Raw genomic sequence first — 15,215 nt, 5'->3', positions numbered from 1 at the left:
TAATAGTGGGAAATAATAACTTAGCTGATAACGAGTATCGCACTTTTTGCAATTTTCTTGAGCAACAGTGCGGAATCGTATTAGGCGACAGTAAGATGTACTTGGTTAAAAGTCGCTTGTCGCCTCTAATGGCTCGATTTGACATAGAGTCACTAACGGAATTGGTCAACCGCACGCTGAAACCAACGGAAAGGCAACTGCGCTCAGCGGTCGTAGATGCAATGACCACCAATGAAACCTTATGGTTTAGAGACACCTATCCATTTGACCTTTTACAAAACAAAGTATTTCCGGAAATAGATCAAGGTAAAGGCATTAAAATCTGGTCCGCTGCGAGTTCGTCGGGGCAGGAGCCATATTCAATTGCCATGACCATTACCGAATATAAGGCAAAATCAAAAAGTCGGTCTAATTTTTCCGTAGTAGGGACTGATATCAGTAACACTATGCTAGACCTATGTAAAAATGCCGAGTATGACAATCTTGCTTTATCGAGAGGATTGTCGGACCAACGTCGTAAAGCTTTTTTTGAAGACAGCGGTAACGGCATGATGAAAGTGAAGGCAGATATTCGCCGGTTAGTTAATTTTAGACATCTAAATTTATTGGATAACTACAGTTTAATGGGCAAATTTGACATCATTTTTTGTCGAAACGTACTTATCTATTTTTCTCCAGAAATTAAATCGCAGATTATTAATAAGTTTGCAGCACAATTAAACCCTAACGGTTTTTTAATTTTAGGAGCCTCAGAATCAATGTCAGGCTTGAGTGATAAGTTTGAAATGATTCGATGCAATCCAGGTATCATTTACAAGAAAAAATAAGCGCCAAAAATTTTTGGCCTTTTTTTTGCATTTCTTTTGTCATATAGAAATTCCACTGGTGGAGCACTTATGGCAATCAGTCTAGATAAAGCATTTGGTATACATCAACACGCGCTATTAGTTCGTTCAGAACGAGCTGAAGTGCTCGCGAGTAATATCGCCAATGCTGACACTCCGGGTTATAAAGCAAAAGATATCGACTTTGCCGATGCGTTGGCTAATGCCCAAAAACGTTCAGGCTACTCAATGAGTAAAACTCACGAGAAGCACTACGACCTGTCAATAAATGTTAACTCCAGTTCAAAGTTTCGTAATCCTATGCAACCTGATACTGGCGACGGTAACAGCGTTGATGTGCAAGTAGAACGGAATCAATTTATGCAGAACTCCATGGAATACCAGACGAGCTTGCGGTTCCTAAATGGAAAAATTAAATCACTTAATAAAGCGTTAAGTGGAGGGCAGTAATTATGAGTTTATATAACGTATTTAATGTATCAGGCACTGGTATGAGCGCACAGTCTGTTCGCTTGAATACCACTGCCAGTAACATAGCTAATGCAAATAGTGTATCGAGCAGCGTTGACGAAACGTATCGTGCACGCCACCCAGTATTTCAAGCAGAAATGAGTAAAGCTCTTAATGCTCAGTCGGCAGGGGTAAATGTATTAGGTATCGTAGAAAGTGATGCGCCGCTAAAGATTGAGTACAGCCCAAATCATCCTTTAGCAGATAAAGATGGTTACGTTTATAAACCAAATGTAAACGTAGTAGAAGAAATGGCCAACATGATCTCTGCATCACGTTCGTACGAAACTAACGTGCAAGTCGCTGATGCTGCAAAAACCATGTTAAGCAAAACCTTACAAATGGGTCAACGATAGGAAAATAACCAATGATTGATAATACAATTTCAAATCCTGCCGTTGACAACCTCCGTTGGAAGGAAGATGGCGTAACCACGAATAAAGTGAACGGTGAGTTAGGTAAAGAAGATTTCTTTAAATTGTTAACGACACAGCTGTCGATGCAAGACCCAATGAATCCAACAACGAATGAAGACATGATTGCGCAAATGACGCAGTTTACTATGGCGGAAGGCATTTCAGATCTTGGCGACAAGATGAATCAGTTAACCGCATCAATGACTTCAAACCAAGCATTAGAGGCGTCATCTTTAGTTGGTCGAAATATCCTAACGGCAAGTCCTGTCGCATACTCTGACGGCTCTGGTGTAAGCGGCCAGATTCCGCTGCAAAGCGCGACACAAAATGTCTTGGTAGAAGTTAAACACGAGAATGGCGCAACTATGGTCATTCCATACGGCAATCAAAATGCCGGCATGATGGATTTTGCCTGGGACGGCAAAGGCCCTGATGGTCAAGCATGGCCTCCAGGGCGTTATGAAATTAATGTAACCGGCTTACCAGCTGGTGCAACAGAAGCAGAACGCATGGCGGTATTAAGCTATGGCAACGTAAGTTCTGTAACTTTAGGACAGAATGGCACAGGTCTTGAATTAAACATTCAAGGTTTAGGCTCAATCCGACTTGCTGACGTGTTAGCAGTTGGTGAATAGATTAGTAAAATAGGAGAATCCTATGTCTTTTAATATCGCCCTTAGTGGTTTAAAAGCAGCGCAAAAAGATTTAGATGTTACCGCGAACAACATAGCCAACGTAAATACGTACGGGTTTAAAGAGTCTCGCGCAGAATTTGCCGATGTATATTCTTCATCCATTTTTACTAACGCTAAAACAGCGAACGGTGAAGGTGTTTTGGTTAATGATGTTGCTCAGCAATTTTCTCAAGGTAGCTTGTTGTTTACATCAAACTCACTTGATATGGCAATCTCAGGTGGTGGCTTTTTTGCCATGACTAATGACTTGTTAAGCCGAGACATTACTTACACCCGCTCTGGTGCTTTTAAGCTAAATGCTGAGAATTACATTGTTGACTCAAACGGCAGTTTTTTGCAGGGCTTTCCGGTAAACGATGATGGCTCAGTAAAGTCGGTTAGTTTGAGTACAACTAATCCAATTGAAGTACCTGATACAGCTGGTGCACCTCAACAAACTAGTCAAATTGATATGTCTTTTAACTTAGACAGCAACGAATTTCCAATTGACCCAACTCAATTTGACCCAAATGATACAAATACATTTACATCATCAACATCAACGGTCATTTATGACTCGTTAGGTAATAGTCGAATCGCGTCAATTTATTATGTTAAAGCCGCGTCACCAACCAATGTTGATGCAGCTGCAACAGCTGATGCAACCTCTGCGACCGATGGTTTTGTTGGTGGTCTTGGTGCCGTACCAGCCGCTGAACAAAATAATGCCAATAGTTGGATTATGTACGCAACGGTTACGGATGAACAAGGCAACACGATTCCTGTTGATTTACAAAACGACAACGTTTTAGGTGCGACGGGTGTCACGTTTGAGTCACGTTCAGGGCAACGCGGCATGTTATTGCAATTTGATAGCGCAGGCGCGGTAGTCAACTCTACTTTCCCTTACCCGCAAACAGAGCGATTAGGTGAAACAACAGCGGCAACCACTATTGCTCCGCCACCTGTAGCGCCATATGACGGTGCGAATGCAATTACAAATGGTGCCGATCCAGATCAGCGTATTAACATTAATATGACCAACCTAAAGCAGTTCTCTGCGCCATTTGAAGTTTCGGCATTGAGCCAAGATGGTAAAACGGTAGGGCGATTAACAGGTGTGACGATTGGTACAGATGGCTTGATTGAAGCTAAGTACTCAAACGGTGATTCGGTTCCAGTAACAAAAATTTCTCTTGTACGTTTCGCCAATGATCAAGGCCTTACCCAAATAGGCAATACATCTTGGACAGAAAGCCAAGAGTCTGGCTCGCCACTAGCGGGTGAAGCTGACTCAGGTACATTTGGTCAAATTCGTTCAGGTACGTTAGAGCAGTCAAATACTAACCTAACTACTGAGCTGGTTGATTTGATTACGGCTCAAAGAAACTATCAGGCTAACTCAAGAGCACTTGAGGTTAACTCAACGATTACGCAGGCTATTCTGCAGCTTCGTTAACAGATTTAGTTTACAGCGCACGACTTTGGTTGTTGGCTTTACTACGTAGGATTTAATCCGAAACAATGTTCGCTATGGAGGTGGGGTTGTTTAGTAAAGCCAAACAACCCACTTTTTATACTCAAATACTCAACCGCTACACATCTAATTCTCTGTGTTTCATATGACGAGATTCAGCCTGCACACGATGGATCATTTTACCTAAAGTTTTATCTTTTGAGCGACGTTCAGCAACGCTATCGCTATTTAGCTCTTGTTCCCGCAACAGTTTTTGAAAACTCTGCAACCTTCTAAGTTCTAAATTACCATCAAGAATCGCTTTTTGAACGGCACAGCCTGGTTCTTTATTATGAGAACAGTCATTAAAACGGCATTTTCTGGCCAAGGTCACTATCTCACTAAAGGTTTCATTGACGCCTTGTTCACAATCTACTAATTGCAATTCACGCATTCCAGGGGTATCAATAAAGATACCGCCGGCCGGCAACCACTTTAATGAACGGGCTGTGGTTGTATGACGACCTTTGCCGTCAGACTCTCTTATTTCTGCTGTTTGCTGGACATCAATTCCCATCAAGCCATTAATTAAGGTAGATTTACCAACACCCGATGAGCCTAATAAAGCCAAGGTTTTACCAACACGGCAATAAGGCTCGAGTTGAGTTAGGTCTTCTGGATTTAATGAATTTAGTGCGTGAACAATAATAAGAGGATTAAGTTTTTGAACTTGTTCCACTGGGGTATCAATGTCATCACACAGGTCAGCTTTAGTAAGCACTATAATTGGCTCCACTTCCGCTTCCTTGGCAATCGCTAGATATCTCTCAATTCGATTTAAATTAAAATCTTCATTTAACGAACTAACAATAAAAACCCTATCAACGTTAGCGGCAATAAGCTGTGCTTGCGAACGAGTACCCGCGGCCTTTCGTTGGAATAGCGACTGTCGTTCTAAAACTCTAACTAATCTATTGTTGTCGTCATAAAGTACCCAATCACCCACCGCAACGGGTTCGTCAGATGGAGTTGAAACTAAGCTAAGCTGTCCTTTATCCGTCAAAATAACATTGTTATTTCGATGCTGTTCAGAAACGCGACCAATATGAAATTGATCAAATTCTTCTAATGACAGTTGTTGTTGGAAATAAGGGCGCCAACCTAGTTGGGGTAATGAAGGTGTTGTTTCAGTGTTCATTTGCTTTCCGCAGTAAAAATACTAAAAATATTGTTGTTCGTAATTAAACGGACGTGTTCAATTTTGGCGTTCAACAATTAAGCGATAAATAATGTATTTATTGAAAATACGCAAGAAATACCGAGCTTAAAAGTTAAATATTTATGACTAAGTATAGAAGCTGTCGCGAAAAACATAATTTTAAATAATAGACTAAGATAAATTGACTTAATTAATGAACAGTTACGCTGAATTTGATAGACTCTCGCGCCTTAAAATTCGCTCAAAAACGGAGTTGTCATGTTTAACCTGATCACGAAAAGTGATTCAAACGTAAAAAATGACGTGTTATCTGGTATTACCGTTGCACTTGCACTGGTTCCAGAAGCCGTAGCCTTTGCTTTCGTAGCAGGGGTCGACCCAATGGTTGGTTTATACGCCGCATTTATGATGGGCCTAATCACTTCTGCAATTGGTGGACGTCCAGGAATGATCTCTGGTGCAACTGGCGCAATGGCTGTTGTAATGGTCGCACTTGTTGCTCAATATGGTATTCAATACTTATTTGCCGCCGTAATATTGGCAGGCATACTGCAAATACTCGCCGGGGTGTTTAAACTCGGTAAATTTATCAGGCTTGTGCCTTATCCAGTTATGCTTGGATTTGTTAACGGTTTAGCGATTGTTATTTTTCTCGCGCAAATGGGCCAGTTTAAAGTACTAGATTCATTGGGTAATGCTCAATGGATGACAGGCCAAGCCATGTATATCATGCTAGGTCTCGTCGCTTTAACGATGGCAATTATTCATTTCCTACCAAAAATTACGACCGCGGTACCGGCATCACTTGTCGCTATATTAGCAGTAACAGGCATAGTGCATGGTATGGACTTAGAAGCACGTACCGTAATCGACTTTGTTCGCGACATGTTACCAGAAGCTGAAAAAGCAACGGCAACGCTAGCGGGCGAACTACCAAGTTTTGCCATTCCAACGCCTGAAACAGGCTTGTTGTCACTTGAAACGCTATACATTATTTTACCAACCGCGATAATTCTTTGTCTTGTTGGTCTGATTGAGTCGTTACTAACATTAACGCTGATTGACGAGCTTACTGATACTCGTGGTAGTTCAAACAAAGAGTGTATCGGTCAAGGCGTTGCAAACAGCGTAAATGGTTTCTTCGGTGGAATGGGTGGTTGTGCCATGATTGGACAATCTATGATCAACATTAATTCTGGTGGTCGTGGTCGTTTATCTGGTATTACCGCCGCTGTTGTATTGTTAGCCTTTATTCTATTCTTGGCGCCATGGATTGAACTTATTCCTCTAGCGGCACTAGTTGGCGTAATGTTCATGGTTGTTTTAGGTACCTTTGAATGGGCTTCGTTCCGCATTTTCCGTGGAGCAAACAAAGAAGACGCTTTTGTACTTCTGTTAGTAACTGGTGTGACTGTTATTGCTGATTTAGCAATTGCCGTTATTGTTGGTGTAATTGTTTCGGCGTTGGTATTTGCGTGGAAACACGCTTCACATATTAGTGCACGTACTCATATTGATGACGAAGGTTGGAAAGTTTACGAGTTAGATGGGCCATTATTCTTCGGCTCAGTTTCATACTTCCGCAACTTATTTGAAGTGGATACTGATCCTTCAGATGTTGTTATTGAATTTAAAGACTCTCGTATTTGGGACAGTTCAGGTATAGATGCACTAGACGGACTTGCTGATAAGTATCAGAAAGCTGGTAAGAAATTACATATTCGTCATATCAGTCCAGAGTGTCGTACCTTACTTAACAAAGCACAAAAATTCGTTGAAATTAATGTTAATGAAGATCCGCGCTACAAAATTGCCACGGATAAGCTAGACTAAATAACGAAAAAAACTGCAAGGTCAATTATTGGCGATATCGCATAAACATCGACATCATCAAATATTGATCTGAAACAAGTAAAATCCAAATCGTGTTATAGCGGTTTGGATTTTTTTTATCTGCCGTTTGTCAGCTCAAAGTTTAATCCGTATAATGCGCGCTCGCTAAATCAACCCTGATTTACCCACAATGCTCCGGATTTACGATTCGGGCGGCAAAGAGGAAAAAAATATGTCACAAGTTGTAGTGTGCGCAATGTATAAGTTTGTGCGCTTAGAAAATTTTCAAGAGTTACGTGAGCCGTTACAAACAGTAATGGAAGACAATGGCGTTAAAGGCACCTTGTTATTAGCCGAGGAAGGCATTAACGGCACTGTTGCTGGTAGTCGCGAAGGTATCGACACAGTATTAAACTGGTTGCGCCAAGACCCACGTTTAGCAGATATCTCATCAAAAGAAAGCTTTGATGAAGAAATGCCATTTTATCGCTCTAAAGTAAAACTGAAAAAAGAAATTGTGACCATGGGTGTTGAAGGCATCGACCCTCGTGAAGTCGTTGGTACATATGTGAAACCAAAAGACTGGAATGCACTTATTTCAGATCCAGAAGTGATTTTAGTTGATACTCGTAACGACTACGAAATTCAAATTGGTACCTTTGAAGGGGCTGTAAATCCAAAAACAGAAACCTTCCGAGAGTTTCCTGAATACGTCGCTAAAAATATGGATCCGGCCAAACACAAAAAAGTAGCTATGTTTTGTACAGGCGGAATTCGTTGTGAGAAATCAACAGCGTATATGAAAGAGCAAGGTTTTGAAGAAGTTTATCACCTAGAAGGTGGTATTCTGAAGTATTTAGAAGAAGTGCCAAAAGAAGAAACCATGTGGGAAGGTGAGTGTTTTGTTTTTGATAACCGTGTTGCGGTAGATCATGACTTAAACAAAGGTCAGTACGATCAGTGCCACGCTTGTCGTATGCCGATTACTGAAGACGAAATGAAATCTGAGCACTACGTACAAGGCGTATCGTGCCCGCATTGTATTGACAAAGTAACTGACGAGCAGCGTGCACGTTTTGCGGAGCGTCAAAAGCAAATAGAATTGGCGAAAGCACGCGGTGAAGAGCATATTGGTTCTGAAGCGAAAGAAGTCATTGCAGCGCGACAAGAAGAAAAGCGTAAACAAAAAGAAGCGGCTCGTGCTTCGCAAAAGAAATAATATTAATGCGAACCTAAGACTGCATCAAAGAGCGTAGCTCTAGGTTTAACAAAAAAGCGACCAGAAGGTCGCTTTTTTTTATGACGTAATTTGTCACAGTTGAAATGTTAAATTTTACTGAGGTTGAAACCAACACTTAGTTACAAAAAAAGATCCACTAAGTTGTTGTAGTATCTTATTCCTTTGCTGGTGGTTTTATACGAGTTCGCATCAATTTGAGTTAAAAGCCCCAATTCTAAAGCTTTTGTTAGTGGTGCTAACTGACTTTCTTTCGCCAACCCCGTCCTTTGCTCAAACTCTTCCATACTAAACATGGACTTAAGGCGCAGTCGGTTCATAAAATACTCAAATGGTAATTCGTCAGGTTCAACTGTCCATTGCTTATATGCATAAGGTTTTGTTAAGTCCATATAACCTTTAGGGTGTTTTACTTTTTCAGTTCTAATTACTTTAATTTGTGCGTTTGTTTGAGGTGCATATTGGGTTGATTTAAGTGCATCAGTTTGAACGGTAATTTTGCCATGTGCTCCACAACCTATGCCAAGATAGTCACCAAACTGCCAGTAGTTCAGATTATGCTTACATTGATGGCCCGGTTTTGAATAAGCCGATATCTCATACTGCTCATAGCCGGCTTGAGTCAATAACTCATGCCCTTGTTGCTGAATATCCCAAAGTACATCATCATCTGGCAGTACAGGCGGCTTAGAGTGGAAGAGGGTGTTCGGCTCAATGGTTAGTTGATACCAAGAAATATGAAAAGGGTCTAAGGCGATAGCTTGTTTCACGTCGGCCAGTGCTTGTTCAAGTGACTGATTTGGCAAGCCATGCATTAAGTCCAAGTTAAAGGTAGATACTGAACTATGAGCAAAACCAGCGGCTTTTAACGCCTCTTCGCTGTTATGAATACGTCCTAGTTGAACCAGCTTTTCTAACTCAAAACTTTGTACACCAATAGAAATACGGTTCACACCTGCCTTCGCAAACCCTTCAAACTTGTTAGTTTCCAAGGTACCAGGATTCGCTTCTAACGTTATTTCTATATTTTCAGAAAAAGGAATACGCTGTTCAATGCCGGTTAACAGCGTTGCCATGGCTTTTTCCGACAACAAACTAGGCGTTCCACCACCAAAAAAAATGGTTTGTAATTTACGATCTTGAACAAAATGCAAATCAGCACTGAGATCATCTAGTAAGTGTGCAACATACTCTGTTTCAGGAATACCACCTTTTAAAGCGTGTGAATTAAAGTCGCAGTAAGGGCACTTTTGTACACACCATGGGATGTGTACATAAAGAGAAAGAGGTGGTAGTTGGTTTATTAACACACGGTTAGATGAATTGGAGGGCAACTTATATTCCTAGCTCTTTAAATTTATTAACAAGTTGCTTTAACGCTTGGCCTCTATGGCTCAGCGCATGTTTTTCAGAAGGTGATAACTGAGCAGCCGTTTTGTCTAATTGCGGTTGATAAAAAACCGGATCGTAACCAAAACCACTATCCCCTGAACGCTTGTCAGCAATCACGCCATCCCAATAACCTTCACAAATAATAGGGCAAGGATCATCAGCATGACGCATAAAAACAATAACACAAACAAAACGGGCTTTACGTTGCTCGGCTGTTTTACCATCAAGTACCGACAACAGCTTATCGATGTTGGTACCATCAGTGGCATCAGGACCTGCAAAACGAGAAGAATAAATGCCTGGTGCGCCATTTAACGCATCCACTTCCAAACCAGAGTCGTCGGCAACACATGGTAAACCTGTCACTTTAGCGGCGTGACGGGCTTTGATAATTGCGTTCTCAACAAAGGTAGTGCCGGTTTCTGGCACTTCTTCGACATTGTAGTGCTTCTGCGGTACAACATTAAAACCAAAAGGGCTCAAGATTTCCTGTAATTCGTTTACCTTGCCTTGGTTACCCGAAGCGAGTAATAACTCTTTCATTTACTTTCCCTACTTATTTGTATGAGGGGTATTATACGCAAAAAAAAACGCTAAGTTCACAATAAACTCAGCGCTTTATTATTTATTTTATGGATACAAAATCAGCTTAGCAAAATGCTCAACCTTACTTTTTGTGCCCAAATACTTATGAATTAAGCAAAGTTGCTGTTCGCAAATTCCCAGTTCACAAGTGCCCAGAAACCGTTTAAGTATTCAGGACGTACGTTGCGGTAATCGATGTAGTAAGCGTGTTCCCAAAGATCCACAGTAATTAGCGGAGTAACGCCTGCTTCAGTAATTGGAGTGCCGGCATTAGACGTATTAACGATGTCTAAAGAACCGTCAGCTAATTTAACTAACCAAGTCCAGCTTGAACCGAAGTTGTTTACTGCTTTGTCGTTAAATGCGGCTTTAAAGTCTTCAAACGAACCCCATTTTGCAGAGATAGCGTCAGCAAGTGCGCCAGTTGGTGCGCCGCCGCCATTTGGGCTTAATGAATTCCAGTAGAAAGTGTGGTTCCAGATTTGTGCCGCGTTATTAAATACACCACCTTCAGAAGTCTTAACGATTTCTTCTAATGACTTACCTTCAAACTCAGTACCACCGATTAGACCGTTTAACTTTACAACGTAAGTGTTGTGGTGCTTACCGTGGTGAAAGTCTAACGTTTCCGCTGAAATGTGTGGTTCTAATGCATCTTTTGCATATGGTAGTGCTGGTAATTCGAATGCCATAATGGTTGTCTCCGTTGGCTTTGTTTATGTTTGCTGATAAGATTATAAAACTTGACTAATTTACTCAAGTATCAGTTTTGTAACGTTATCAATAAATATGACTTAAAGTTTGTTTTTCAAGTCTAAAGTTATAAAACGCCGTATTTTATTTTTAAGATCAGACATAAGTCTAGTCGTCGTGTAAAAATTTACCATAAAGAAGAGGTTGCAATGGAAACCATTGATAAAATTAAAAAACAAATCGCAGAAAACCCAATTTTGATCTACATGAAAGGTAGCCCTAAATTGCCATCATGCGGTTTTTCTTCACAAGCCTCTCAAGCATTAATGCAAGTGGGCGAACCGTTTGCGTATGTTGATATTCTGCAAAATCCAGATATCCGAGCTGAATTACCAGGTTATGCAGAATGGCCAACATTCCCACAGTTATGGGTAGACGGTGAATTAGTGGGTGGTTGTGACATCATTATGGAAATGTTCCAAAAAGGTGAACTACAGCCGTTAATTCAAGAAACAGCAGCAAAATATAAAACAGAAGAAGACAGCGCCGAGTAATAAACTTATATTCGACTGAACTTCAGAAAAGGCCATTTGATTATTCAAGTGGCCTTTTTTTATACTAGCCTAAATAGGCGCTGGCGTAATTATTGCTTTAGTTTGGCTAGACACATGCATTTTTGTTACTTGAGGCCGATAAGATTTAGCCTAACAAAAACCATTAAATAACGTTAAAACTGGATAACCCATTAAATGAGAAGTCATTATTTAATATTTGTATTGTTATTTACCTTACTACTCAGCGCTTGTTCCGGCAGTGAATCTTCCGATCCGTCGGGGAATAATTTAGCAAGCATTAACATAGGCAACGACATTACCGTATTAGAAGGGCAAACTTTTGCCTTAACGGCATCTATTTATCCAGAAAATGGCTCCGTAATTTGGACGCAAACGCAAGGTCCTGTTATTAGCGACTTTCCGGTAGATCCGGCGTTAGAAGTCAGCTTGGTGGCGCCAACAATTAATATCGACACCACAATCGTTATTAAGGCGACCTATACCACAACAGATGGACAACGAGTGGATGACTCAATAACTATCAGTGTGACTAACGTAAATGAGGAGCCGATTGCGCGCATTACTAATAATACCGATGCCGTTGCTCCTTATGAAACCTTTGAAGTTATTTCGTTATCGGCCGCAGATAGTATCGATCCTGACGGTGAAATTCGCTACTACCAATGGACACAAGTGGATAGTAATCCTGCGTTGCAAATACTCTCACCAAATAATTTAAGAGAAATCACCTTTCAAGCACCATATGTAACACAAATAACAAATTACACTTTTCAGTTACAAGTGACTGATAATTTTGGGTTAACAGCGACCAACACCATAGACATTCAAATTGCCGCCGCCGAAGGCACAGTAGCCACCGCAGGCCAAGATCAAATTGTGGACGAATTCACAAAAGTCATACTCGATGCCTCCGACAGTGTCTCCATCGATAATGTTTTATCTTGCCAGTGGGAGCAGTTAACCGGTATTACCGTAACCTTGACTAATGCCGACCAATGTATCGCCGAGTTTTTTGCGCCAAACGTTGACTCAACAGAGTTACTCACCTTTCAAGTGACGGTGATTGACAATGCCAGTAACAGCGAATCAGATACGGTCAATATCACAGTAAATCCGCTCAACTTAGGCAGCTTGCACGACTCAGGCGTTATTGAATGTTATGGCGCAACCGACGTTGTGCCTTGTGATAACGTCAATTTTCCAAATCAAGACGCCGACTCAGGACGAGATTCAGTACGAGATGCGATTGACAAAAGTGGTGCGGGCGATAAAACCTTCGACTTTACAAAATTTGATATAAACGGGGATGAGCTACCAAATGATGCACTCGTTTTTAGTTGTATTCGCGATAATTTCACTGGTTTAGTATGGGAAGTTAAAGTTGCGAACGCGACGCCGCAATATAGCGAATTACATGGCGTAGAAAACTATTACAGTATAGATGACTCGTTACCAGGCCAACTATCCTGCTCAAATCCTGCAAGCTGCGGTAGCGAAACCTTTATTGAAGAAGTGAACGATGACACCTTCTGCGGTGGCGCAAATTGGCGATTGCCGACCTACTTAGAATTAATGCAAATACTTGACTATGGTGAACTCGATAACGCGAATTTATTCCCAACTGACTTTTTTCCCAATTCACCAGATCCTGCAGTACTCAATCACTTATTTTATTGGGTATCGGAAATAAATATCGAAGGTGGCAATGAAACATTGCAGTGGGTAATCGACGTTAGAAATGGCGACGACTCAGCAATTAAAGGCACATCTGGCGCTTATATACGTTTAGTGAGAAACCCATGAAGAACATACTATCTTTTACGCTAGCCAGTTTTTTAACGGCAGTCCATTTATCGGTATCGAGTGCGTGGGCGCAAGACTGTCCTGGTTCAGACGCAACATTACCAACCGACATTTTTATTACCGAAGATATTAGCCAAGAAATGGTGATTGACTCCACCACAGGTCTTGCCTGGGCGCGATGCGTAGTCGGGCAACAATGGAATGGCACCACACAAACTTGTACCGGTGAAGCACTCAGACTGACGTGGCAAGAAGCATTGCAAGCCTCATCAACTTATCAAGCTGGTAACTTTGATGACTGGCGAGTACCTAATATCAAAGAATTAGCTTCGATTGTGGAGCGTGCCTGTGTTAATCCTGCAACAAACTTAACCATATTTAACGGAGCCCCGGCGCAGCATTACTGGTCCTCTACACCTAATACAGCGGCCACTAAAAAAGACGAAGCGTGGGCATTAGGCTTTTTTAATGGTCGAATCGACAGCAACGATAAAAATAGTGATTTCTACGTACGCATGGTCAGGTACGCTGAATAACATTGATTTAAACTCTGGTTGCTCGCAAACTGATCATCGTGTTTAATTGCGCGTGATTGTCGCAACCTATAAGTGGTCGAAGTTTTGCCTATCAAAAGTATTTTAATAACCCTGATTACGTTATGTAGCTTAGTATTTCCATCGCAAGCTACGGCGGAAGAGTGCCCAATTCGTCTAAAGTTTGGATTGTTGATCTCGCCAGATCACATCCGAATTATGGAAATGGGTCGTACTCAAATGCAAATTAACAACGACTCCGAGTTATTTATTCGCGGCGAACTCATCACTCTTACCGATCAAGAGCGCTACTTACTGCGTGAATTCAGTTTAGGCTTACGCAAAGAACTACCAGAAATCGTCACCATCGCCATGGACAGTTTAGACATCGGCTTTGACGCATTAAATAAAGTGATCAAAGACTTTGCCGGTACCGACGCAGCACAAGAAATTGAAGATCACTTTTTAGAGCTAAGATACGGTTTATTAAAGCGATTCGCACGCAGCGGTGATAATTTTTATATTGCTCCGCAAGGCTTAAATGAACTCGACGACTTTTTTACCGACAAACTTTCAGAACAAATATCCAGAGTGGTTACCGACTCAATGCGAGTAATGTTAGGAGCCATGGGCGAGGCTTATCGCCAAAGTGAAGGCTCAGTAGAAGGTCAAGGTTACGACGTAGATGAAAGTGTCGAAAAGCTAAGTAGCAGCGTTGAGCGCACATTAGCCTATAACGCTAACCGACTTGCGGGCAAAGCCGCTGCCTTTTGTGAACGTTTTGAAACGCTCGATAAAACAGAAGCAAGACTACAGAATCAAATACCGCAACTTAGAAAATATGATATTTTGAGTCGTAATAATTAAGCGCTATATCCAAACTGAAGCCGCCAAAACATGCAGTTAAAAATAAGCAGACCAAATCAATGAATTCAAATCGACAACCGCCACTTGAAAAGCCGACTCAAGACCAGACTCAAAAACACAATGAAAAAGCAAATGGCCACGGCATAACACGCATTCTTAAGGCAACACAATGCTCAATCTTAGGTTTTAAAGCCGCTTTTAAACATGAAGCCGCCTTTCGCCAAGAATTACTCTTATTTGTTGTGTTAACCCCACTTGCATGGTTTATTGCAGAATCGATAATGGACTTTGTATCGCTGATTGTCGTGATGCTATTAGTACTTATTGTTGAGCTTCTGAATTCAGCCATTGAAGCCGTGGTTGACCGAGTTGGACTAGAGCGTCATGAATTGTCAGGGCGAGCAAAAGATCTGGCCAGCGCAGCTGTTACATTATCACTGATTATTGCGGGCATAGTATGGGCCGCTCATCTCATTAAGTTTTTTGTGTAAATAACAAATAAGGTATAAAACCGACTATTCGCTAAACAGTTTGCTTCATATTTATGCAATGTACAGGTATAGCCTTGCAACCCGTC

The 15,215-nt window shown here is 41.3% G+C and carries 16 protein-coding genes; 12 read left to right on the top strand and 4 right to left on the bottom strand.

Annotated elements, in window-relative coordinates:
- The first annotated feature begins 5 nt into the window (after positions 1-5).
- From J9318_RS10390 to flgE, 5 genes are all read left to right on the top strand, one after another.
- Complete coding sequence (locus J9318_RS10390) at positions 6-827, top strand: CheR family methyltransferase (protein WP_210559860.1); 822 nt, start codon at positions 6-8, stop codon at positions 825-827.
- Positions 828-896: 69 nt separating this feature from the next.
- Positions 897-1,295 carry a flagellar basal body rod protein FlgB gene (gene flgB / locus J9318_RS10385; RefSeq protein ID WP_210559859.1) on the top strand — a complete coding sequence of 133 codons (399 nt, stop codon included), beginning with the start codon at positions 897-899 and terminating at the stop codon, positions 1,293-1,295.
- 2 nt (positions 1,296-1,297) lie between these two features.
- A complete protein-coding gene (gene flgC / locus J9318_RS10380) occupies positions 1,298-1,711 on the top strand; it encodes a flagellar basal body rod protein FlgC (RefSeq protein ID WP_210559858.1) in 414 nt (137 codons plus the stop codon).
- 11 nt (positions 1,712-1,722) lie between these two features.
- Entirely contained in the window at positions 1,723-2,406 is a 684-nt protein-coding gene (locus J9318_RS10375; protein ID WP_210559857.1) for a flagellar hook assembly protein FlgD, read from the top strand.
- A 22-nt stretch (positions 2,407-2,428) separates the two neighbouring features.
- Positions 2,429-3,904 (top strand): flagellar hook protein FlgE, encoded by a 1,476-nt coding sequence (flgE, locus tag J9318_RS10370; protein ID WP_210559856.1) that lies wholly within the window; start codon positions 2,429-2,431, stop codon positions 3,902-3,904.
- Between the two features lie 136 nt (positions 3,905-4,040).
- On the opposite strand, the gene rsgA is transcribed toward flgE, so the two are convergent.
- Entirely contained in the window at positions 4,041-5,099 is a 1,059-nt protein-coding gene (gene rsgA / locus J9318_RS10365) for a ribosome small subunit-dependent GTPase A (protein WP_210559855.1), read from the bottom strand.
- Positions 5,100-5,378: 279 nt separating this feature from the next.
- Between rsgA and J9318_RS10360 the strand changes: the two genes are divergently transcribed.
- Entirely contained in the window at positions 5,379-6,953 is a 1,575-nt protein-coding gene (locus J9318_RS10360) for a SulP family inorganic anion transporter (protein ID WP_210559854.1), read from the top strand.
- Positions 6,954-7,185: 232 nt separating this feature from the next.
- Positions 7,186-8,172, top strand: coding sequence for an oxygen-dependent tRNA uridine(34) hydroxylase TrhO (gene trhO / locus J9318_RS10355; RefSeq protein WP_210559853.1), 987 nt, complete (start codon positions 7,186-7,188; stop codon positions 8,170-8,172).
- Between the two features lie 140 nt (positions 8,173-8,312).
- Here trhO and hemW read toward each other — a convergent pair whose 3' ends face one another.
- From hemW to J9318_RS10340, 3 genes are all read right to left on the bottom strand, one after another.
- Positions 8,313-9,524: a radical SAM family heme chaperone HemW gene (gene hemW, locus J9318_RS10350; protein WP_244731628.1), complete on the bottom strand. Its 1,212-nt coding sequence runs from the start codon at positions 9,522-9,524 to the stop codon at positions 8,313-8,315.
- Between the two features lies 1 nt (position 9,525).
- Positions 9,526-10,125, bottom strand: a complete 600-nt coding sequence (locus J9318_RS10345) for an XTP/dITP diphosphatase (RefSeq protein WP_210559852.1) — start codon at positions 10,123-10,125, stop codon at positions 9,526-9,528.
- Between the two features lie 152 nt (positions 10,126-10,277).
- Positions 10,278-10,859 (bottom strand): Fe-Mn family superoxide dismutase, encoded by a 582-nt coding sequence (locus J9318_RS10340; protein ID WP_210559851.1) that lies wholly within the window; start codon positions 10,857-10,859, stop codon positions 10,278-10,280.
- A 210-nt stretch (positions 10,860-11,069) separates the two neighbouring features.
- On the opposite strand from J9318_RS10340, the gene J9318_RS10335 reads away from it, so the two are divergent.
- From J9318_RS10335 to J9318_RS10315, 5 genes are all read left to right on the top strand, one after another.
- Positions 11,070-11,414, top strand: coding sequence for a Grx4 family monothiol glutaredoxin (locus J9318_RS10335; RefSeq protein ID WP_210559850.1), 345 nt, complete (start codon positions 11,070-11,072; stop codon positions 11,412-11,414).
- A 195-nt stretch (positions 11,415-11,609) separates the two neighbouring features.
- Complete coding sequence (locus J9318_RS10330) at positions 11,610-13,238, top strand: Lcl C-terminal domain-containing protein (RefSeq protein ID WP_210559849.1); 1,629 nt, start codon at positions 11,610-11,612, stop codon at positions 13,236-13,238.
- Positions 13,235-13,774, top strand: coding sequence for an Lcl C-terminal domain-containing protein (locus J9318_RS10325; protein WP_210559848.1), 540 nt, complete (start codon positions 13,235-13,237; stop codon positions 13,772-13,774). Before J9318_RS10330 ends, J9318_RS10325 begins: the two co-directional genes overlap by 4 nt.
- Positions 13,775-13,858: 84 nt before the next feature.
- A complete protein-coding gene (locus J9318_RS10320) occupies positions 13,859-14,638 on the top strand; it encodes a DUF2884 family protein (protein ID WP_210559847.1) in 780 nt (259 codons plus the stop codon).
- Positions 14,639-14,697: 59 nt separating this feature from the next.
- The gene (locus tag J9318_RS10315; RefSeq protein WP_210559846.1) at positions 14,698-15,129 is read left to right on the top strand and encodes a diacylglycerol kinase; all 432 of its coding nucleotides are present in this window, start codon (positions 14,698-14,700) and stop codon (positions 15,127-15,129) included.
- Positions 15,130-15,215: the final 86 nt, after the last annotated feature.

The organism is Psychrosphaera aestuarii (assembly GCF_017948405.1).
Lineage (GTDB): Bacteria > Pseudomonadota > Gammaproteobacteria > Enterobacterales > Alteromonadaceae > Psychrosphaera > Psychrosphaera aestuarii.
Note: the sequence above shows the minus strand (reverse complement) of the source record. Positions and strands in the feature narration are given on the sequence as shown.